The organism is Flintibacter hominis (assembly GCF_014287965.1).
Lineage (GTDB): Bacteria > Bacillota > Clostridia > Oscillospirales > Oscillospiraceae > Lawsonibacter > Lawsonibacter aceti.
Genome location: NZ_JACOPO010000005.1, coordinates 113,705 through 133,386, shown reverse-complemented (window position 1 = coordinate 133,386; position 19,682 = coordinate 113,705). Strand labels below are relative to the sequence as shown.

The following is a 19,682-nucleotide window of genomic DNA, read 5'->3' as shown; positions in this document are numbered from 1 at the left end:
CGCGGCCTCTTTGTGCCTTTTTAGTTCCAGGGGGCCAGCTCCACCCGGACAAAATAGCCCTGGGGATGGCGGCAGACAGGACACTGAGCCGGGGCGGCCGTGGAGGTGACTACCCAGCCACAGTGGAGGCAGGTCCATTGCACTTCCACGTCAGAAAAGAACAACTGGCCTTTCTCCAGCAGGTCAGCGAATTTTCCGAACCGGTCTCCGTGAGTCTGCTCTACCCGCGCGATATTCTCAAATAGCTTACCGACCAGGGGGAAGCCCTCGGACATGGCCACCTGGGCAAAGTGCTGGTAGTCGTGCTCCCACTCCTGATACTCGTTATGCTGGGCCGCCCGCAGATGGGCCAGCAGGTTGTCATACAGGTCCACGGGGTAGGTGCCGTCGATCTGGATGGTCTGGCCGTTAAGCTGGGCCAGTTGGCCATAGAACTGCTTGGCGTGGGTCTTTTCCTGGTCGGCGGTGAACAAAAAGACACCCCGGAGCACCTCCAGCCCCTCCTTGTGGGCAATGCCGGCGGCGATGGTATAACGGTTCCGGGCCTGGCTCTCCCCCGCGAAAGCACGCATCAGGTTCTCCCTGGTCTGGCTGTGGGCAAAGGCCTGCATATTGTCGGACATAAAGCTCCCTCCTCGGTATAAAATATGGATTCCCCCACAGTATGCCCAGGGAGCGGAACCTTTACTCCCGGCAAGAGCGGGATGTCCTGGGCTTTTTTTGGCCTTTTTCTTGCCTTTTCCGTAGAGGGGCATTATAATAGGAGCAATGACGGGGTGTCTTGTCACCCGAAACTAAGGAGGCTTTCTCAAATGAAAGCAAAGACCAACTTGACCATGCTCTGCGACTTCTACGAGCTGACGATGGCCAACGGCTACTTCCAGACCGGGCTGGCCGACCGGATCTGCTATTTTGACGTGTTCTATCGCTCGGTCCCCGACAAGGGCGGCTTTGCCCTGGCCGCCGGCCTGGCCCAAGTCGTCGAGTATATCCAGGAGCTGCGCTTTGACGAGGAGGACCTGGGCTATCTTCGGAGCAAGGGCTGCTTCAGCGAGGAGTTCCTCGACTTCCTCCGGGACTTCCGGTTTACCGGCGACATCTGGGCCGTGCCGGAGGGCACCCCCGTATTCCCCGGCGAGCCCCTGCTCACTGTTCGGGCGCCCGCTATCCAGGCCCAGTTTATCGAAACCTTCCTGCTGCTCACCCTGAACCACCAATCCCTGATTGCCACCAAATCCAACCGTATCGTTCGGGCGGCGGAGGGCCGGCCTGTGGCGGAATTTGGCTCCCGCCGGGCCCACGGGCCGGACGGCGCCCTGCTGGGCGCCCGTGCCAGTTATATCGCCGGCTGCTCGGCCACGGCCTGCACCATGGCCGACCAGTGGTATGGTTCCCCCGCCACCGGCACCATGGCCCACTCCTGGGTCCAGATGTTCCCCGACGAGTACACCGCGTTTAAGACGTACTGCCAGCTCTACCCCAACAACGCCACCCTGCTGGTGGACACCTATAACGTGCTCAAGTCCGGCGTGCCCAATGCCATCCGGGCCTTTCAGGAGGTCCTGCTGCCCCAGGGGATCACCAAGTGTGGGATCCGGCTGGACTCCGGCGACTTGACTTACCTGTCTCAGAAGGCGCGGGAGATGCTGGACGAGGCGGGGCTGACCGGCTGCAAGATCGTGGCCTCCAATGCCCTGGACGAGTATATCATCCGGGACTTGGTCCGCCAGGGGGCCCGTATTGACTCCTTTGGCGTGGGCGAGCGGCTCATTACCTCCCGCTCTGAGCCCGTCTTTGGCGGGGTGTATAAGCTGGCTGCCATCGAGGACGGCCAGGGCAATATCATTCCCAAGATCAAGATCAGCGAGAACGCCGCCAAGATTACCACACCTCATTTTAAGAAAGTATACCGCATTTTCTCCAAGGACACAGGAAAGGCGGAGGCCGACCTGATCTGCCTCCACGACGAGGAGTTTGACTTTGACCAGCCGCTGGAGCTCTTTGACCCGGACGCCACCTGGAAGCGAAAGGTCTTTACCAGCATCGAGGCCCGGGAGCTGCTGGTTCCTGTGTTCCGGGGAGGCGAGCTGGTGTACCAGGTCCCCGACCTGCAGACCAGCCGGGCCTACTGCCAACGGCAGGTGGATGCCCTGTGGGACGAGGTCAAGCGGTTCGAGAACCCCCATAACTACTATGTGGACCTGTCTCAGAAGCTGTGGGATATCAAGCAGGGTTTGCTGAACAGCCACGAGATGAAGTAAACAGGATCAAATGAGCCCTCCGGCCAAACGGCCGGAGGGCTGTTTTTCTATGATATTTGTCAAAAGGCACTTGACATACCTCGTTTCTCTAGGTATTCTATACCTAGAGAAACGAGGTATTTGGCCTGGAAGATTTCCCAGGAAAGAAAGGATGAACGAAATGAAGTTTGACAAGGGCCTGATGGCGGGGAGCAGTACGCTGCTGGTGCTGTCCCTGCTGGAGAGCGGAGATATGTATGGCTATCAGATGATTGAGGAGCTGGCCCGCCGATCTAATGACACCTTCCAGATGAAGGAGGGCACTCTCTACCCTATCCTCCATGCCCTGGAGCAGGGCAAGTATCTGACCTCCTACCAACAGGAGGCCCCCACGGGACGGCAGCGGAAGTATTACCGCCTGACCAGGCGGGGACGGGAACTGCTGGCCGACAAAAAGGAGGAGTGGAAGAACTTTCGTCAGGGCGTCAGCGACGTGCTGTCCGGCGGGGCCAACGCCCTGGGGCTGGCGTGAGAGGAACAGCCATGAAGAAAAGCGCCTTTCGGTTGACCCGTGGACAGAGGACTGTGCGAAATGTGGTAATTTTCCTGCTGGCTGTGGCTGTTTGGGTCGCTTTGCCCAAGATCCCACTGTGGATTATCGAGGGGCAGATCCGGGCAGAGGCCCGGCGGGATGGAGTGGAGCGGATCGAGGTGCTGTGGGCGGGAGCCATAGCCTGTGAGTCTGGCGACGGCGGCCATTTTCCCCTCTATGAATACAGCCTGCCAATGGTGCTGGCTCGGGGCGGAGGCCGGCTGTGGAGGGGTTATCTGACTACCTATGAAGGGGACGCCCATTTCGGCGGGGTCAGTAGTTGTCCGGAGCCCCAGGGGCCGGCCCTGGTTTACCTGGCAGAGCCGGGAAATGGTGGGATCATTCCGGAAAATCCCCTCATCGGGGCGTGGATGGCGGCGGTGGATGTGCCCGAGGAGGCGGCTGCCGTCAAGTCCATTCTGGATTTCCGGGGAGGCGGCCTTTCCTATGTCACCAGCGACCGGGAATCCGACGACCGGGTGATTCTGACCACCATTCCCCGTCAGGTGACGGAGGTCAACGGAGGTTCCGATTTTCCCTATATCCTGGAGCTGTTGGACAGCGAGGGCGCTGTGTTGGGGCAAGTCCGGGGCAGTCTGACCGACCAATGGAGGTGAGGGAGTGGAGCGGGGAAACGTGCCGATAGACCGGTGGCTCGATCAAGCGGTGTCCGGCATCCGCTTTGGACCGGACCGGGCGGCAGTTCGGGCGGAGCTGGAGGCCCACATGGAGGACAAGGCGGCGGACCTTCAGCGGATTTTTCCGGATATCTCCCGCGAGGAGACAGAGGAACGGACCCTGTCAGAGATGGGAGATCCGGCGGAGATCGGGAAGAAGCTGGCCAGGATCCACAAGCCCTGGCTGGGCTGGCTGTGGCAGTTCTCCAGGTTTCTGGCCCTGGCCGCGCTGCTCCTGCTGGCAGTGGAGGCGGCTATTGTGCTGCCCGTGGCTTGGGACCTGCTGTGGGCTTGGGCGCGGAGAGGATAAGGCGAGGGAGCGCGATGGAAAGAAAAAATGAGGCCGCCGTCAGCTGGCTGGACACGGCGGTGGGCGGCATCCGTTTTGGACCGGACCGGGCGGCGGTGCGGGAAGAGCTGGAGGCCCACATGGAGGACAAGGCGGCGGACCTTCAGCGGATTTTCCCGGGTATCTCCCGCGAGGAGGCGGAGGAACGGGCCCTGTCAGAGATGGGAGATCCGGCGGAGATTGGGAAGGAGCTGGCCAGGGTCCATAAGCCCTGGCTGGGCTGGCTGTGGCGGGCTTCCGGGGTGCTGCTGGCCCTGGTTCTCATCGCCTTTCTGGGGCTAAATTTCGCCCTGGGGGACGATGCCTTTCTGGGGGACGACTCAGATGCGGAGTTTTGGGACTTTGACGCTATGCCCTTTGACCGGGGGCGGATGGACTGGTATGAAACCACCTATCTGCACGGCGAGGATCCCGGCCAGCTCCTTACCTTCTCCCCCGGCTTGGAGCAGGAGGCGGCGGGGCAGAGGATCTCGGCCCTGCGGGGCGCGCTCTGGGAGGAGGAGGGGACACAGGTACTCTACCTCTATCTCCGGGTGGACACCTGGAAATTCTGGGCGCTGGGAATCCTGAAGGAGGAGTGGATGACGGTCACTGACGACCGGGGGAATAGATACGGCCTGGGACTGGATGCTCCCCGGGATCCAAGTGGCGGGCTGCTCAGTTCCCTGTCCGGCGGGGCGGGCAAGGGCCCCTTCCACCGGGGATATACCCTGCGTGTCTGGGGAATAGACGCACAGGCGGAAACCATTTATCTGAGCTACGGCCCCGGAGATCCGGTATTTACCTTTACCTTAGACCTTGAGGAGGGGGCGGCATGAAGAAAAAGTGGAGGGAACTCTGGTCCCGCCGTCCCCGGCTGGGGCGCGGGGGAAGGACGGTCCGGAATCTCCTTTTGACGGCGGCCCTGGCCCTGATGATCTGGGGACAGTACGGCTGTCCCCTGCCCACGGCGGAGATGGAATTTCGGCGGCTGGAGCGGCAGTATCTGCTGCCACGGAGCGAGATTGTGTATCAGACGGGCTTCTGGAACATCGGGGATGTTGAAGAGATTAAAAGCCGGGATGGAACTTACCTCAGTGTGTTCCAGCCGTTTGTGGCGGGAACGATAAAGGATCAGGTATACGCCGCCACGCTGTATGCGCCTGGGGATCATGTGATGAATGTCGTCCCTCTGGGCGAGGGACCGACCCCAATTCCAATCAACAGCGTGATTGCCTGGGTCCCGGAGCCCGGAAAGACATGGATGAGCGGATGCAACCTCCTGTTTTATCAGATCCCCGGAGAAACCACCCGGACGGAGCTGGATGTAGACACGGTGCTTTTGGGAGGCGAGAGATTCGCCCGTTATGCCCAGGAAGGCATCTGTCTGGAGGAGGGGCTGTGGCTGTTTTCCATGAAGTCCCCGGAGGGGGCATATTCCCAAGACTGGTATGCGGGGGCATCTTATGCCCTGCGGCTGTACGGCGAGGGCGGGGAACTTCTGCTGGAGCGGGAAGGCGTCCTGCCGGAGCCGATGTAAAGGAGAGGGGCCGAAGCGCCCCTCTCTCCTTTTGGCGTTGCGTGACAGATGGAAGAAAGATACAAGATATAGTGCCTGAAAAGGCCGGAAAAGGGGCCGGAAGAAAACGACAAAAAAATTTTTAAAAAATGCTTGACACACACGGCGGTGTTGTTGTATGATAACCAAGCGCCTGCTAGGGCGCAGTCTGCGATGATGCGGGAGATTGCTCAGAAATGAGGTAACTTCCGCGGAGTATGTCCGATAATCGGGCGGCTGAGAGCTTCGTGCCACGGCGTATATCGTCTGGCGGGAAGGAACCGGCCTGTCATCATGCCGGTTTTTTTGTGGCCGGGAGTGATACGCACGAAAGCGTGGTAACACGAAAGGGCTCTCACCGTACGAAGGCTGGACAAAGTCAACTTTCGTATGTATTTAAGGAGGAAACCCAAAATGGCTCAGAAAGAAATGATCCGCATCCGTCTGAAGGCCTACGATCATCAGCTGATCGATCAGTCCGCTGAGAAGATCGTGGAAACCGCCAAGCGTACCGGCGCCGCCGTTTCCGGCCCCATTCCCCTGCCTACCAAGAAAGAGGTCGTTACCATCCTGCGGGCTGTACACAAGTATAAGGACAGCCGCGAGCAGTTTGAGCGCCGCACCCACAAGCGCCTGATCGACGTGATCAAGCCCTCCCAGAAAACTGTCGAGGCCCTGATGAGCCTGGAGCTGCCCGCTGGTGTGGAGATTGAAATTAAGCTGTAATTAAGGCTTGGTCTCAAAAATGTGCGGCGCAGCCGCGCGACCAAACCGAAGCCCGGCGATAGCGGGTTCGGTTTGGAGAGGAAAAGCAAGGAAGCGAACGAGGTTTTCGCCGCAGGCGGAAACGGAGTTTAGCGAACTTTGCTTTGACGATGTGTACCCGCTGCCTGTCGCCTATTGAGACAGGCGGGTCAAGTTGGAAAACCAATAGGAGCCCAATGCCCCAAGTTTTTCAACCAATAACCTTTATAGGAGGAAATCCAACATGGAGAAAGCGATCATCGGCAAAAAGATCGGCATGACCCAGATCTTCGATGAGGCTGGCAAGGTGATTCCCGTCACCCTGATTCAGGCCGGCCCCTGCACTGTGGTGCAGAAGAAGACCGCCGAGAAGGATGGCTATGAGGCCATTCAGCTGGGTTATCAGACCGTTCCTGAGCGCAAGCTCACCAAGCCCGAGCTGGGCCACCAGAAGAAGGCCGGCCTGGAGGAGCTGAAGAAGGTCCTCAAGGAGTTTGCCCTCAACGACTGCTCCAAGTTCGAGGTGGGCGACCAGCTGACCGCCAACATCTTTGCCGCCGGCGACTTTGTTGACGTCACCGGCATCAGCAAGGGCCACGGCTTCCAGGGCGTTGTCAAGCGCCACGGCGCCGCCATCAAGCGCATGACCCACGGCGGCGGCCCTGTCCACCGTCACCAGGGCTCTCTGGGCGCCGGCACCACCCCCGGCCACATCTATAAGGGCCGCGACGGCGCCGGACAGATGGGCAACGTACAGGTCACCGTCCAGAATCTGGATGTGGTCCAGGTGGACGAGGAGCTGGGCTTGATCGCCGTGCGCGGAGCCATCCCCGGCCCCAAGGGCGGCGTGGTCTTTGTGAAGAGCACCGTCAAGACCAACGTGGAGAAGAAGGCCGCCGAGATCGGCCGCGTCAACCCGCAGAAGGCTTCCGCCCGTGTCAACCCGCAGAAGGCTTCCGCCCGCAACAAGTAAGGAAAGGAGAGATTGAGTCATGCCTAAAGCTAACGTGTTCAACATGGCCGGTCAGCAGGTCGGCGAGATCGAGCTCTCCGAGGCCGTGTTCGGGATCGAGCCCAACCAGGCTGTGGTCCACGAGGTGGTCAAGAACCACCTGGCTAACTGCCGTCAGGGCACCCAGAGCGCTTTGACCCGCGCCGAGGTTTCCGGCGGCGGCAAGAAGCCCTGGCGTCAGAAGGGCACCGGTCACGCCCGTCAGGGCTCCACCCGGGCTCCCCAGTGGACCCACGGCGGCATCGTGTTTGCCCCCAAGCCCCGGGATTACAGCTATACTCTGAATAAGAAGGTCAAGCGTCTGGCCCTTAAGTCCGCTCTGTCCGCCAAGGCTGCCCAGGGCGCCGTTCTGGTGGTAGACGGTCTGAAGCTGGAGGAGATCAAGACCAAGGCCATGAAGGAGATGCTCAACAGCATCGGCGCCTCCAAGTCCGTGGTCATCACCCCTGAGGTGGATCAGATCGTGGTCAAGTCCGCCCGGAACATCCCCGGCGTGGTCACCACCACCGCCAAGATCCTCAGCGTCTATGACATCGTAAACGCCAAGCAGCTGGTCATTGACAAGGCTGCCCTGGCTATCATCGAGGAGGTGTATGCGTAATGGCTACCACTGCTTATGACATCATCAAGCGCCCCATCATCACCGAGCAGTCCATGGAGCAGACTGAGATGAAGCGCTACACCTTCGAGGTCGCCAAGACCGCCAACAAGATCGAGATCGCCAAGGCGATTGAGGAGATCTTCGGCGTCAAGGTCGCCAAGGTCAACACCCTGAACATGCAGGGTAAGGAGAAGCGGATGGGGATGCGCCCCGCCGGCCGCCGGCCCAGCTGGAAGAAGGCCATGGTCACCCTGACCGCCGACTCCAAGTCCATCGAGTTCTTCGAGGGTATGGTGTAAGGAGGATATTGACAAATGGCTATTAAGACTTTTAAGCCCACAACCCCCTCCCGCCGTCACATGACTGTGTCCGCCTTCGAGGGGATCGATAAGAAGGCCAAGCCCGAGCGCGCTCTGACCGAAGTGCTGAAGAAGCACGCCGGCCGCAACAGCTACGGCCGCATCACCGTCCGTCATCACGGCGGCGGAAACAAGCAGAAGTATCGTGTGATCGATTTTAAGCGGGATAAAGAGGGTAAGGCAACTGTGGTCAATCTGCAGTATGACCCCAACCGCTCCGCTAACATCGCCCTGATCGAGTATGAGGACGGCGAGCGCCGCTATATCCTGGCCCCCAACGGCCTGAAGGCCGGCCACATCATCATGACCGGCCCCGACGCCGACATCCTGCCCGGCAACTGTCTGCCCATCGCCAACATCCCTGTGGGCGAGGAGATCCACAACATCGAGCTGTACCCCGGCAAGGGCGCCCAGCTGGTCCGCGCCGCCGGCGTGGCCGCCCAGCTGATGGCCAAGGAGAACGGCATGGCTCAGATCCGCCTGCCCTCCGGCGAGGTGCGTTATGTCCGCGAGAACTGCAAGGCCACCATCGGCCAGGTGGGCAACACCGACTGGGCCAACATCCAGATCGGTAAGGCCGGCCGCAAGCGCCACATGGGTTGGCGGCCCACCGTCCGCGGCTCTGTTATGAACCCCAATGACCACCCCCACGGCGGTGGTGAGGGCAAGAGCCCCGTCGGCCGTCCCGGCCCTGTCACCCCCTGGGGCAAGCCCGCCCTGGGCTACAAGACCCGCAAGACGAAGAACCGCACTGATAAGTTCATCGTCAAGCGCCGCAATGCCAAGTAAGGAGGCTGTGAAAGATGAGCAGAAGCATTAAGAAAGGCCCCTTTTGCGCCCCCGAGCTGCTGAAGCGGGTCGATGAGATGAATGAAAAGAACGAAAAGAAGGTCCTGAAGACCTGGAGCCGCGCCTCCACCATCTTCCCCTCTTTCGTTGGACACACCTTTGCTGTACACGACGGCCGCAAGCACGTGCCCGTCTATGTCACCGAGGACATGGTCGGCCACAAGCTGGGCGAGTTTGTGCCCACCCGCACCTTCAAGGGCCACGCGGGCAGCAAGACCGGTAAGTAAGGAGGAGAGAGCATGGAAGCGAAAGCAAATCTGAAATATCTGCGGATCTCTCCCCGTAAGGTGAAGATCGTCCTGGACCTGATCCGGGGCAAGGATGTGGGTACCGCCACCGCCATCCTGCTGCAGACCCCCAAGGCCGCCTCTGAGCCTGTGCTCAAGCTGCTGAAGAGCGCCGCCGCCAACGCGGAGAACAACCACCAGATGGACCCTGAGAAGCTGTATGTGTCCGCCTGCTACGCCAACCCCGGCCCCATTATCAAGCGCATCATGCCCAGGGCTCAGGGCCGCGCGTACCGGATCAACAAGCGCACTTCTCACGTCACCATTGTTGTGAGCGAGCGCTAAGGGAGGAGGAACAATATGGGACAGAAAGTTAATCCCCACGGACTGCGCGTGGGTGTCATTAAGGATTGGGACTCCCGCTGGTATGCCCGCAACGAGAAGGTGGGCGACCTGCTGGTGGAGGACAAGAAGATCCGTGACTACCTGAAGAAGACCCTCTACGGCGCCGGTATCCCCAAGATCGAGATCGAGCGGGACAACGCCAAGACCCGCATTTACCTGCACTGTGCCCGCCCCGGCGTGGTCATCGGCAAGGGCGGCGAGGACATCAAGAAGATCGAGGCCCAGCTGGTCAAGATGACCGGCAAGCCTGTGGATCTGAAGATCGTAGAGGTTCGTGATGCCGATACCAATGCCCAGCTGGTGGCTGAGAACATCGCCCAGCAGCTGGAGAAGCGGATCGGCTTCCGCCGGGCGATGAAGAACGCTATGGGCCGCGCCATGCGCGCCGGCGCCAAGGGCATCAAGACCTCCTGCTCCGGCCGTCTGGGCGGCGCTGAGATCGCCCGCACCGAGCACTATCACGACGGCACCATTCCCCTGCAGACCCTCCGGGCCGACATCGACTACGGCTTTGCTGAGGCTGCCACTACCTACGGACGCATCGGCGTGAAGGTGTGGATCTACAAGGGCGAGGTGCTCACTCAGGCCCTGCGTACCACCCCCCGCACTCTGGATACCAGCAAGCCCTACCAGGAGCGCCGTGACCGTCCCCGCCGTGACCGCCGGGATGGTGACCGCCGTCAGGGCGGCTTCAACCGTGACCGCCAGGGCGGGTTCAATCGTGACCGCCAGAACGGCGGATTCAACCGTGGCCCCCGCCCCGCCGGTCAGGCCAACACTCCTAAGGAAGGAGGCGCTCAGTAATGCTGCTCCCTAAGCGCGTAAAGTACCGCCGCGTCCACCGCGGACGCATGAAGGGCAAGGCCATGCGCGGCAACACCATCGCCTACGGTGAGTTTGGCCTGCAGGCTATTGAGCCCGCGTGGATCACCAGCAATCAGATCGAGGCTGCCCGTATTGCCATGACCCGTTATACCAAGCGTGGTGGTAAGGTCTGGATCAAGATCTTCCCCGACAAGCCCGTGACTGAGAAGCCCGCCGAGACCCGCATGGGCTCCGGTAAGGGCTCCCCTGAGTACTGGGTGGCCGTGGTCAAACCCGGCCGTGTGATGTTCGAGATCGCCGGCGTTTCTGAGGAAACTGCCCGTGAGGCCCTGCGCCTGGCCAGCCACAAGCTGCCTGTCAAGTGCAAAATCGTCAAGCGTGAAGAGACCGAGAAGGGTGGTGAAGCGTAATGAAGGCCAATGAAGTCCGTAAGATGTCTGCAGCGGAGCTTGAGAACAAGCTGAAGGATCTGAAGAAAGATCTGTTCAACCTGCGCCTCCAGCACGCCACCAACCAGCTCGATAATCCGATCCGGATCGCTGAGGTCAAGAAGGATATCGCCCGGGTCAAGACCATCATTCGCGAGCAGCAGCTCGCCGGCCGCTAAGAGGAGGAATAGAAGATGGAAAACAGAACTTCTTCTCGTAAGACCAGAGTCGGCCTGGTGGTTTCGGACAAGATGGATAAGACCGTTGTGGTCGCCATCGCCGACCGCGTGGCCCATCCTCTGTATAAGAAGATCGTGAAGAGAACCTATAAGCTGAAGGCCCATGATGAGAACAACCAGTGTGGCGTGGGTGACCGCGTCAAGGTCATGGAGACCCGCCCCTTGTCCAAGGACAAGCGCTGGCGCGTGGTTGAGATCATCGAGAAAGCGAAGTAAGGAGGTGTCGGTATGATTCAGGAAGAAAGCTATCTGAAGGTGGCCGATAATACCGGCGCCAAGGAGATCAAGACCATCCGGGTGCTGGGCGGCTCCAAGCGCAAGTTCGGCAACATCGGTGATGTGGTGGTCGCCTCCGTCCGCAAGGCCGCTCCCGGCGGCACTGTTAAGAAGGGCGAAGTGGTCAAGGCCGTCATCGTCCGTTCCGCCAAGGGCGTCCGCCGCGCCGACGGCTCCTATGTCCGTTTCGACGACAACGCCGCCGTCCTCATCAAGGACGATAAGAATCCCCGCGGCACCCGTATCTTTGGCCCAGTGGCCCGTGAGCTGCGCGACAAGGACTATATGAAGATCTTGTCCCTGGCTCCCGAAGTGCTGTAAGGGAGGGCAATGAAGATGAATAAGATGAGCATCAAGAAGGACGACCTGGTTGTCGTCCTGTCCGGCAAGGACAAGGGCAAGCAGGGCAAGGTCCTGGAGGTCATGCCCAAGGACGGCAAGGTCATTGTTGAGAAGATCAACATGGTCTCTCGCCACACCAAGCCCCGCAAGCAGGGCGATCAGGGCGGTATCCTGCAGAAAGAGGCCCCCCTCTACGCCTGCAAGGTGCAGCGTGTCTGCCCCAAGTGCAACAAGCCCACCCGTCCGGCCCACAAGCTGCTGGCTGACGGCAAGAAGGTCCGCGTCTGCAAGAAGTGCGGCGCCGAGATTTAAGAGAGGAGGAACGATTCGAAATGGCTAATACCCCTAACCTGAAGAAGCTGTACCAGGACGAGGTCGCTCCTGCTCTGATGCAGAAGTTCGGCTATAAGTCCGTGATGCAGATCCCCCGCCTGGAGAAGATCGTGGTCAACGTTGGCTGCAGCGAGGCCCGTGAGAACGCCAAGGTGCTGGATGCCGTGGTCAATGACCTGACCACCATCACCGGCCAGAAGGCCGTTATCACCAAGGCCAAGAAGTCTGTGGCCAACTTCAAGCTCCGTGAAGGTATGCCCATTGGAGCGAAAGTTACCCTGCGGGGCAACAAGATGTGGGAGTTCCTGGACCGCCTGTTCAATGTGGCCCTGCCCCGTGTTCGTGACTTCCGCGGCATCTCCGCCGACGCCTTCGACGGCCGCGGCAACTACGCCCTGGGCGTGAAGGAGCAGCTGATCTTCCCCGAGATCGAGTACGACAAGATCGACAAGATCCGCGGCATGGACATCGTGGTGTGTACCACCGCTAAGACCGATGAGGAGGCCCGTGAGCTGCTGAAGCTGGTGGGCGCTCCCTTTGCCGGCCGCTAAGGAGGAGGAAGAGTTATGGCTAAGAAATCTATGATCCTGAAGCAGCAGCGTGCGCCCAAGTTCTCTAGTCGGCAGTACAACCGCTGCAAGCTGTGCGGTCGTCCCCACGCCTATCTCCGGGACTACGGCATCTGCCGTATCTGCTTCCGTGAGCTGGCCTATAAGGGCGAAATCCCCGGCGTGAAGAAGGCATCCTGGTAATCTTTCTGTTATGCTTTGGTTGGGGTGGCCTGCCGTACAATAAGTGCGGCGGCGGCCCCCATCACCGAACAAAATCGTTGCCAGGAAGAAGGCGCCTTTTTTCAAGGCGCTCCGCCCTCCCTCTTAGGAGAAGCGCGACAAAATCTGCGGTTTTTACAGTCCGGAACGTGGGAAATTTCCCCGTTCCGGCGTAAATCTCTCCACCTGCCCGTGTGTGCGAGGCAAAAAAACCTTGCTATATCAGGCTGTATGGAGTATAATAAATTGTTGTCGCCCCTTGGGAAATGACACAATAAACTCCCAACGTAGTCGGGAGTGCGCACCCGGAACCGCCAGTCAGAAAAAGATTGGCGGCTGCGGGGATTTGTCCTGTCCCCTATCAAAGACCGGAGACCGGCGCCGAAAGCGCTCCGTCCGGAAGTGGGACAGGGTATCCAGGTCGATCCCACCTCAGGTGGTATTGATAACTGCGCCTGCCCCAACCAGGCGCAAAGACGGTCAACAGGTCGGGAACCACCTAATTCTCGATACCTTGCCGTCTGTACCGGGAAGTGCTGCGTCGCTTTGGAAAGCGCGGTGAGACCAAAGAGAGGGACACAAATCGGAAGGGTCCGCTCAGACGATTGTGTTCTGATATGGAGGAAAGCTGTGTGCTCCCAGGGTAACAATGCACGACAAGGTAAACTTAATATAGGAGGTAAACTTCATGCACATCACCGATCCCATTGCGGATATGCTGACCCGCATCCGCAACGCGAACAACGCCAAGCATGACACCGTGGACGTCCCCGCGTCCAACATGAAGAAGGCCATCGCGCAGATCCTGCTGGATGAGGGCTATATCAAGAACTTCCAGCTGATCGACGACGGCACTCAGGGCGTGATCCGCGTCACTCTGAAGTACAATGCCGGCAAGGAAAAGGTCATCTCCGGTCTGCGCCGGGTGTCCAAGCCCGGTCTGCGCGTCTATGCCGGCGCCGATGAGCTGCCCCGTGTTCTGCACGGCCTGGGCATCGCCATCGTATCCACGTCCAAGGGCGTCATGACCGATAAGGCCGCTCGTGCGGCCCATGTCGGCGGCGAAGTCCTGGCATTTGTCTGGTAAGGAGGGTCATAGGAATGTCTAGAATTGGTAGAGCTCCTATCGCCATTCCCGCCGGAGTGGAGATCAAGGTAGAGGACAACAACGTTGTCACTGTCAAGGGTCCCAAGGGCACCCTGACCCAGCAGTTTAACCCCAACATGGCTATCGCCATGGAAGAGGGCGCACTGCACGTCACCCGTCCCAATGACGCCAAGGAAAACCGTGCCCTGCACGGCCTGACCCGCACCCTCATCCACAACATGGTGGTGGGCGTCACCGAGGGCTACAAGAAGGAGCTGGACGTCAATGGCGTCGGCTATCGTGTGGCCAAGGAGGGCAACAAGCTGGTCATGAACCTGGGCTACTCCCACCAGGTGGTCGTGGAGGAGATCCCCGGCATTGAGATCGAGGTCCCCGGCCCCAACAAGATCATTATCCACGGCTGCGACAAGCAGCAGGTGGGCCAGTTTGCCGCCGAAGTGAGAGAGAAGCGTCCCCCTGAGCCTTACAAGGGCAAGGGCATCAAGTATACAGACGAGGTCATCCGCCGCAAGGCTGGTAAGACCGGCGCCAAGAAGTAAGAAGGAGGTGTGCCACTATGATCAACAGACCCGATACTCGTTCTCAGCGTATCAAGCGCCACAAGCGCGTGCGTGCTAAAATCTCCGGCACGCCCGAGCGTCCCCGGCTGAACGTATTTCGCAGCGAAACCAATATCTACGCCCAGATTATTGACGATGTGAGCGGAAAGACCCTGGTTTCTGCGTCTTCCCTGGAGAAGGACTTTGCCTGCGAGGGCACCAAGACCGACGCCGCCAAGCAGGTGGGCGTCACTGTGGCTGAACGTGCCAAGGCCAAGGGCATCGAGAACGTGGTCTTTGACCGCGGCGGCTATGTCTATCACGGCCGCGTGAAGGCTCTGGCCGAGGGCGCCCGTGAGGGCGGCTTGCAGTTCTAAGGGAGGAGGAAACGATAAATGGCTAGATTTGAGAGAGAACCCAGCGAGTTCGTGGAGAAGCTCGTTTCCCTGAACCGCGTGTCCAAGACCGTCAAGGGCGGTCGTGTCATGAAGTTCGCCGCCCTGATGGTGGTGGGCGATGAGAAGGGCCGCGTAGGCTTCGGCACCGGTAAGGCCGCCGAGGTCCCTGAGGCCATCCGCAAGGGCATCGAGGATGCCAAGAAGCACATGGTCAACGTGTCCCTGTCCGGCACTACTATCCCCCACGAGGTGATTGGTGAGTTCGGCGCCGGCCGCGTGCTGATGAAGCCCGCTGCCCCCGGTACCGGCGTTATCGCCGGCGGCCCGGTCCGTGCCGTTATGGAGGCTGTCGGAATTAAGGACATCCGTACTAAGTGCCTGCGCTCCAACAACCCGCAGAATGTGGTCTCCGCGACCTTCGAGGGCCTCAAGTCCCTGAAGAGCCCCGAGGAAGTGGCCCGTATCCGCGGCAAGAGCGTGGAAGAGATCGTGGGTTAAGGAGGGCGTTCACCATGGCTAATCTGAACATCAAGCTGGTCAAGAGCCTGAACGGCCGCATCGCCAAGCATCAGGCGACCGCCGAGGCCCTGGGCCTCCGTAAGATCGGCGATACCACCGTGCAGCCCGACAACGCGGCTACCCGCGGCAAGATCGCCCACATCGGGTACCTGCTCCAGGTCACCGAGGAAAACTAAAAGGAGGCGCGACACATGAATCTGCATGAACTTTCCCCCGCCGCCGGCTCCAACACCAAGGCATACCGCAAGGGCCGGGGCGCCGGCTCCGGCAATGGTAAGACCGGCGGCCGCGGCCAGAAGGGCCAGTGGGCCCGCTCCGGCGGCGGCGTCCGCGTGGGATTTGAGGGTGGCCAGATGCCTCTGAGCCGCCGTATCCCCAAGCGCGGTTTTAACAACATCTTTGCGAAACCCCTGGAGGCCATCAATGTCTCTGCCCTCGATAAGTTTGAGGACGGAGCTGTGGTCGATGCCAAGGCTCTGCTGGAGAAGGGTATCCTCTCCAAGTGCGAGTACGGCGTCAAGATCCTGGGCAACGGCCAGATTTCTAAGAAGCTGACCGTCCAGGCTTCCGCCTTCTCCGCCTCCGCTAAGGAAAAGATCGAAGCTGCGGGTGGTAAGGCGGAGGTGATCTGACATGATCCAGACGATCCGTAACGCATGGTCCGTCCCTGAGCTGCGGAAGAAGATCCTGTTCACCATCTTTGCCCTGCTTATCTTCCGTCTGGGTTCGGCTATCCCTGTTCCCTATATCAATTCCGAGCAGCTGGGATTCTATCTGGAGGCTCAGAGCGGTACGATTCTGGGCCTGATGAACGCCATGAGCGGCTCCGCCTTCTCTATGGCGACGGTCTTTGCCCTGTCCATCCAGCCCTATATCAACAGCTCCATTATCATCCAGCTGCTGACGGTGGCCATTCCCGCTTTGGAGCGGTTGGCTAAGGAGGGCGGCGAGGAGGGCCGGAAGAAGATCGCCTCTATCACCCGTTATACCACCGTGGCCATCGCCCTGTTGCAAGGTTTTGGTTATTACTCCCTGATCAACAGCTATGGTCTGGTCCAGGGCGGCAGCCTGAACGCTTTCTGGGTTGGAGCGGTCATCGTCCTCTCCTTTACCGCCGGCTCCGCCTTCCTGATGTGGCTGGGTGAGCAGATCACTGAGTTCGGCATTGGAAATGGTATCTCCATCATCCTGTTCGCCGGCATCGTGTCCCGCTTCCCCACCATGGTGACTGACAGCATAAAGGGTGTAACCATCTGGAACAGCGTCCAGGACGGCACTATGACCATGGATACGCTGACCGCGGCCGGCATGACCACTCAGCAGGCTGAGGCCCAGCTGAAACTGGCCCTGGCGCCTTGGATGATCCCGGTCATCGTTATCGGCCTGCTGGCTCTGGTGGTGTTCATCGTGTTCATCTCCAACGCCGAGCGCCGCCTGCCTGTCCAGTATGCCAAGCGGGTAGTTGGCCGGAAGATGTATGGCGGCCAGTCCACCCATATCCCCATGAAGGTGAATATGTCCGGCGTCATGCCTATCATCTTTGCCCAGTCCATCGCCTCCCTGCCCGCCACCATCGGCGCCTTTACCGGGGCTACCGTGGAGAGCACTGGCTTTGGCGGAGCCATGATGCGGCTGTTTGACACCAGCAAACCCTTCTACTCCGTGCTGTATTTCTTCCTGATCGTTGGCTTCAGCTACTTCTACGCCAGCATGACCTTCAACCCCATTGAGGTGTCCAATAACCTGAAGAAGAACGGAGGCTTCATCCCCGGCATCCGGCCCGGTAAGCCAACTGCCGACTTCATCACCCGGGTGTTGTCCAAGATCACTATGTTTGGCGCTCTGTATCTGTCTGTCATTGCCATCGCCCCCATTATCACTGGAAATATCGTGGGCTATAGTTCTCTGGCGATCGGCGGCACCTCAGTCATCATCGTGGTGGGCGTGGCCCTGGAGACCGTCAAGCAGCTGGAAGCCCAGATGCTGATGCGGCATTACAAGGGTTTCCTTGAATAAGCGGGAGGTTGGAGATATGGGAATGAAGCTGATCCTGCTGGGCGCTCCGGGCGCCGGCAAAGGAACTCAGGCTGAGATCCTCAGCGCCAAGCTGGGAATCCCGACCATCTCCACCGGCAATATTCTGCGTGCCGCCATCAAGGAAGGCACATCCATCGGCTTAGAGGCCAAGTCCTATATGGATGCGGGCAAGCTGGTCCCCGATTCCGTTATCATCGGCATCGTTGCCCAGCGGTTGGAGCAGCCTGACTGCTCCGGGGGCTTCATCCTGGACGGAGTGCCCCGCACCATTGGCCAGGCCCAGGCTTTGGCCCAGGCAGGCGTGACCTTTGACCATGTGGTGTCCATCGAGATCTCCGATGGGGAGATCGAAGAACGCATGACCGGCCGCCGGGTCTGCCAGAACTGCGGCGCGCCCTACCATGTGAAGGCCAAGCCCCCTAAAGTGGAAGGTGTGTGCGACACCTGTGGCGGACCCCTGGTACAGCGGGAGGACGACAAGCCGGAGACTGTGCGCCACCGGCTGGAGGTCTACCACGCTGAGACCGAGCCCCTGAAGGGCTACTATGAGGAGAAGGGTATCCTGACCCCCGTAGATAATCAGTCTACCATTGAGGATACCACCAAAGCGATCATGGAGGCCCTGAGTATCTGATGGGTTTGGAAATGATTTCACTAAAATCTCCCCGAGAGATCGAGGCCATGCGCCGGGCTGGGCGCCTTACCGCCCAGGCCCGGGCTCTGGCTGGCTCTATGATCAGACCCGGAGTCACGACCCATGAGATCGATACAGCGGTCCGCCGCTTTATCGAGAGCCATGGGGCCAAGCCCTCCTTCCTGGGATACGGCGGTTTTCCCGGCTCCGCTTGTATCTCGGTGAACGAGGAGGTTATCCACGGCATCCCTGGGCCCCGAAAGCTGAAGGAGGGCGACATCGTCAGCGTAGATGTGGGCGCCTTTATCGGCGGCTTCCATGGTGACTGCGCCGCCACCTACCCATGCGGGCAGGTGAGCGACGAGGCCAAGCGCCTGATTCAGGTCACCCAGCAGAGCTTCTGGGAGGGCATGAAATTTGCCCGCCAGGGTTGCCGGGTCTCTGACATCGGCCACGCGGTCCAGGTGTATGTAGAGGCCAACGGCTTTTCCGTCGTCCGGGATTTTGTGGGACATGGCGTGGGCGCCAGACTCCATGAGCCCCCGGAGGTACGCAACTTCGGACCTGCCGGCCACGGTCCCCGGCTTCAGCCTGGCATGACCCTGGCGGTAGAGCCTATGGTATGCGCCGGAGACTGGAGGGTGAAGGTGCTGTCAGACAAATGGACCACCGTCTCTCTGGATGGGTCCCTGACAGCCCACTATGAGAACAGTATCCTGATCACAGAAGAGGGCCCTGAGATCCTGACCGTCACAGAGGATGGAGCTTATGTATGATTATACGGGCTGGATTGTAGAGGCCGCCGCTGGCCGGGACAAGGGCGGAGTGTTCTGTGTGGTGGGAGTGGACCAGGAGCGGTCCATGTTGCTGCTGGCCGATGGAAAGCGCCGTAAGGTCGCCAATCCCAAGGTCAAAAAGCTGGGCCATGTGCTCCCTCTCACTGATATGGAGCATCCATTTGACCACCCGACCATCCAAGGGCTGAAACGCGGGACACCGCTGTCCGACAGAGCATTGAGAAGGGCGCTGGCCGCCTTCAAGGAGGGAAACACGCTTGGCGAAAGATGATATGATCGAGCTGGAGGGAGTCGTTACCGAATCCCTGCCCAATACCACCTTCCATGTGGATATTGGAAACGGACACATCATCCTGGCACATATTTCGGGCAAGCTGCGCATGAATTTCATCCGTATCCTGCCCGGCGATAAGGTGACGGTCCAGATGTCGCCTTACGACCTCACCCGAGGCCGTATTACCTGGAGATCTAAGTAACTATCAACGACCGAATCGTCCGGCTTTTTCCGGAAGCCTTGCCTTCCGGGGTCCGCCCAGACTCCCGTCCCCCCGCGGGGACAAGCGGCCGCAAGGCCGCTCCCAAATGCGAGCCCAGCGAAGCGGGTCGCATTTGGAGAGGAGAAACAGCGGAGTGACTGAGCCCTCACACACGTGTGGGGGCGAAGGATACGGAGCTTGTTTCGACGAGGAGGGGCCATCAAGGCATTCATAGGAGGTTTTAACAATGAAAGTCAGACCGTCCGTGAAGCCCATGTGCGAGAAGTGCAAAGTCATTAAGCGCAAGGGCAAAGTCATGGTTATTTGCGAAAACCCCAAGCATAAGCAGAGACAAGGTTAATTGGAGGT

The 19,682-nt window shown here is 59.8% G+C and carries 34 protein-coding genes; 33 read left to right on the top strand and 1 reads right to left on the bottom strand.

What is annotated here, in order from left to right; genetic code table 11:
• Positions 1-20: 20 nt before the first annotated feature.
• A complete protein-coding gene (gene rbr / locus H8S11_RS09160) occupies positions 21-623 on the bottom strand; it encodes a rubrerythrin (RefSeq protein ID WP_240286421.1) in 603 nt (200 codons plus the stop codon).
• 189 nt (positions 624-812) lie between these two features.
• Between rbr and H8S11_RS09155 the strand changes: the two genes are divergently transcribed.
• From H8S11_RS09155 to rpmJ, 33 genes are all read left to right on the top strand, one after another.
• Positions 813-2,261 carry a nicotinate phosphoribosyltransferase gene (locus tag H8S11_RS09155; protein WP_147572432.1) on the top strand — a complete coding sequence of 483 codons (1,449 nt, stop codon included), beginning with the start codon at positions 813-815 and terminating at the stop codon, positions 2,259-2,261.
• Positions 2,262-2,412: 151 nt separating this feature from the next.
• Positions 2,413-2,772, top strand: coding sequence for a PadR family transcriptional regulator (locus H8S11_RS09150; RefSeq protein WP_366461035.1), 360 nt, complete (start codon positions 2,413-2,415; stop codon positions 2,770-2,772).
• Positions 2,773-2,783: 11 nt separating this feature from the next.
• Positions 2,784-3,449, top strand: coding sequence for a hypothetical protein (locus H8S11_RS09145; RefSeq protein ID WP_186852903.1), 666 nt, complete (start codon positions 2,784-2,786; stop codon positions 3,447-3,449).
• A gap of 4 nt (positions 3,450-3,453) precedes the next feature.
• Positions 3,454-3,819: a hypothetical protein gene (locus H8S11_RS09140; RefSeq protein WP_186852902.1), complete on the top strand. Its 366-nt coding sequence runs from the start codon at positions 3,454-3,456 to the stop codon at positions 3,817-3,819.
• Positions 3,820-3,833: 14 nt separating this feature from the next.
• Complete coding sequence (locus H8S11_RS09135) at positions 3,834-4,676, top strand: permease prefix domain 1-containing protein (protein WP_186852901.1); 843 nt, start codon at positions 3,834-3,836, stop codon at positions 4,674-4,676.
• Positions 4,673-5,377 (top strand): hypothetical protein, encoded by a 705-nt coding sequence (locus H8S11_RS09130; RefSeq protein ID WP_186852900.1) that lies wholly within the window; start codon positions 4,673-4,675, stop codon positions 5,375-5,377. Before H8S11_RS09135 ends, H8S11_RS09130 begins: the two co-directional genes overlap by 4 nt.
• A gap of 432 nt (positions 5,378-5,809) precedes the next feature.
• Positions 5,810-6,121 (top strand): 30S ribosomal protein S10, encoded by a 312-nt coding sequence (gene rpsJ / locus H8S11_RS09125; RefSeq protein WP_147572427.1) that lies wholly within the window; start codon positions 5,810-5,812, stop codon positions 6,119-6,121.
• A 262-nt stretch (positions 6,122-6,383) separates the two neighbouring features.
• On the top strand, positions 6,384-7,112 hold the full coding sequence (rplC, locus tag H8S11_RS09120; RefSeq protein WP_186852899.1) for a 50S ribosomal protein L3: 729 nt from the start codon (positions 6,384-6,386) through the stop codon (positions 7,110-7,112).
• A gap of 19 nt (positions 7,113-7,131) precedes the next feature.
• On the top strand, positions 7,132-7,752 hold the full coding sequence (gene rplD / locus H8S11_RS09115; protein ID WP_186852898.1) for a 50S ribosomal protein L4: 621 nt from the start codon (positions 7,132-7,134) through the stop codon (positions 7,750-7,752).
• Entirely contained in the window at positions 7,752-8,051 is a 300-nt protein-coding gene (gene rplW, locus H8S11_RS09110) for a 50S ribosomal protein L23 (RefSeq protein WP_147572424.1), read from the top strand. The genes rplD and rplW overlap by 1 nt, the downstream gene beginning before the upstream one ends.
• A 15-nt stretch (positions 8,052-8,066) precedes the next feature.
• On the top strand, positions 8,067-8,900 hold the full coding sequence (rplB, locus tag H8S11_RS09105) for a 50S ribosomal protein L2 (protein WP_147572423.1): 834 nt from the start codon (positions 8,067-8,069) through the stop codon (positions 8,898-8,900).
• 14 nt (positions 8,901-8,914) lie between these two features.
• Positions 8,915-9,187: a 30S ribosomal protein S19 gene (gene rpsS, locus H8S11_RS09100; protein WP_147572422.1), complete on the top strand. Its 273-nt coding sequence runs from the start codon at positions 8,915-8,917 to the stop codon at positions 9,185-9,187.
• Between the two features lie 12 nt (positions 9,188-9,199).
• Positions 9,200-9,532 carry a 50S ribosomal protein L22 gene (gene rplV / locus H8S11_RS09095; protein ID WP_147572421.1) on the top strand — a complete coding sequence of 111 codons (333 nt, stop codon included), beginning with the start codon at positions 9,200-9,202 and terminating at the stop codon, positions 9,530-9,532.
• 15 nt (positions 9,533-9,547) lie between these two features.
• On the top strand, positions 9,548-10,396 hold the full coding sequence (gene rpsC, locus H8S11_RS09090) for a 30S ribosomal protein S3 (protein WP_147572420.1): 849 nt from the start codon (positions 9,548-9,550) through the stop codon (positions 10,394-10,396).
• Complete coding sequence (gene rplP, locus H8S11_RS09085) at positions 10,396-10,827, top strand: 50S ribosomal protein L16 (protein ID WP_147572419.1); 432 nt, start codon at positions 10,396-10,398, stop codon at positions 10,825-10,827. Before rpsC ends, rplP begins: the two co-directional genes overlap by 1 nt.
• Positions 10,827-11,024 carry a 50S ribosomal protein L29 gene (gene rpmC / locus H8S11_RS09080; protein ID WP_147572418.1) on the top strand — a complete coding sequence of 66 codons (198 nt, stop codon included), beginning with the start codon at positions 10,827-10,829 and terminating at the stop codon, positions 11,022-11,024. Before rplP ends, rpmC begins: the two co-directional genes overlap by 1 nt.
• A gap of 15 nt (positions 11,025-11,039) precedes the next feature.
• Complete coding sequence (gene rpsQ, locus H8S11_RS09075) at positions 11,040-11,300, top strand: 30S ribosomal protein S17 (protein ID WP_023346506.1); 261 nt, start codon at positions 11,040-11,042, stop codon at positions 11,298-11,300.
• Between the two features lie 12 nt (positions 11,301-11,312).
• On the top strand, positions 11,313-11,681 hold the full coding sequence (gene rplN / locus H8S11_RS09070) for a 50S ribosomal protein L14 (protein WP_147572417.1): 369 nt from the start codon (positions 11,313-11,315) through the stop codon (positions 11,679-11,681).
• A gap of 15 nt (positions 11,682-11,696) precedes the next feature.
• A complete protein-coding gene (gene rplX / locus H8S11_RS09065; RefSeq protein ID WP_147572416.1) occupies positions 11,697-12,014 on the top strand; it encodes a 50S ribosomal protein L24 in 318 nt (105 codons plus the stop codon).
• Between the two features lie 20 nt (positions 12,015-12,034).
• Positions 12,035-12,586 carry a 50S ribosomal protein L5 gene (gene rplE / locus H8S11_RS09060; RefSeq protein ID WP_147572415.1) on the top strand — a complete coding sequence of 184 codons (552 nt, stop codon included), beginning with the start codon at positions 12,035-12,037 and terminating at the stop codon, positions 12,584-12,586.
• Between the two features lie 15 nt (positions 12,587-12,601).
• Positions 12,602-12,787, top strand: coding sequence for a type Z 30S ribosomal protein S14 (locus H8S11_RS09055; RefSeq protein WP_147572414.1), 186 nt, complete (start codon positions 12,602-12,604; stop codon positions 12,785-12,787).
• A gap of 706 nt (positions 12,788-13,493) precedes the next feature.
• Complete coding sequence (rpsH, locus tag H8S11_RS09050) at positions 13,494-13,892, top strand: 30S ribosomal protein S8 (RefSeq protein ID WP_147572413.1); 399 nt, start codon at positions 13,494-13,496, stop codon at positions 13,890-13,892.
• A gap of 14 nt (positions 13,893-13,906) precedes the next feature.
• Positions 13,907-14,452 (top strand): 50S ribosomal protein L6, encoded by a 546-nt coding sequence (rplF, locus tag H8S11_RS09045; protein WP_147572412.1) that lies wholly within the window; start codon positions 13,907-13,909, stop codon positions 14,450-14,452.
• 17 nt (positions 14,453-14,469) lie between these two features.
• Entirely contained in the window at positions 14,470-14,829 is a 360-nt protein-coding gene (gene rplR, locus H8S11_RS09040; protein ID WP_147572411.1) for a 50S ribosomal protein L18, read from the top strand.
• An 18-nt stretch (positions 14,830-14,847) separates the two neighbouring features.
• Positions 14,848-15,348 carry a 30S ribosomal protein S5 gene (gene rpsE / locus H8S11_RS09035; RefSeq protein WP_147572410.1) on the top strand — a complete coding sequence of 167 codons (501 nt, stop codon included), beginning with the start codon at positions 14,848-14,850 and terminating at the stop codon, positions 15,346-15,348.
• 14 nt (positions 15,349-15,362) lie between these two features.
• A complete protein-coding gene (gene rpmD / locus H8S11_RS09030) occupies positions 15,363-15,545 on the top strand; it encodes a 50S ribosomal protein L30 (RefSeq protein ID WP_050623215.1) in 183 nt (60 codons plus the stop codon).
• A 15-nt stretch (positions 15,546-15,560) separates the two neighbouring features.
• On the top strand, positions 15,561-16,001 hold the full coding sequence (gene rplO, locus H8S11_RS09025) for a 50S ribosomal protein L15 (protein WP_147572409.1): 441 nt from the start codon (positions 15,561-15,563) through the stop codon (positions 15,999-16,001).
• Between the two features lies 1 nt (position 16,002).
• Positions 16,003-17,385 carry a preprotein translocase subunit SecY gene (secY, locus tag H8S11_RS09020; RefSeq protein WP_147572408.1) on the top strand — a complete coding sequence of 461 codons (1,383 nt, stop codon included), beginning with the start codon at positions 16,003-16,005 and terminating at the stop codon, positions 17,383-17,385.
• Between the two features lie 22 nt (positions 17,386-17,407).
• A complete protein-coding gene (locus tag H8S11_RS09015; protein WP_186852959.1) occupies positions 17,408-18,040 on the top strand; it encodes an adenylate kinase in 633 nt (210 codons plus the stop codon).
• Between the two features lie 11 nt (positions 18,041-18,051).
• Positions 18,052-18,816, top strand: coding sequence for a type I methionyl aminopeptidase (gene map / locus H8S11_RS09010; protein WP_147572407.1), 765 nt, complete (start codon positions 18,052-18,054; stop codon positions 18,814-18,816).
• Positions 18,809-19,108, top strand: a complete 300-nt coding sequence (locus H8S11_RS09005; protein ID WP_147572406.1) for a KOW domain-containing RNA-binding protein — start codon at positions 18,809-18,811, stop codon at positions 19,106-19,108. Before map ends, H8S11_RS09005 begins: the two co-directional genes overlap by 8 nt.
• Complete coding sequence (infA, locus tag H8S11_RS09000; protein WP_020989775.1) at positions 19,095-19,313, top strand: translation initiation factor IF-1; 219 nt, start codon at positions 19,095-19,097, stop codon at positions 19,311-19,313. Before H8S11_RS09005 ends, infA begins: the two co-directional genes overlap by 14 nt.
• Before the next feature lie 247 nt (positions 19,314-19,560).
• Positions 19,561-19,674, top strand: a complete 114-nt coding sequence (gene rpmJ / locus H8S11_RS08995; protein ID WP_008982609.1) for a 50S ribosomal protein L36 — start codon at positions 19,561-19,563, stop codon at positions 19,672-19,674.
• Positions 19,675-19,682 lie beyond the last annotated feature (8 nt).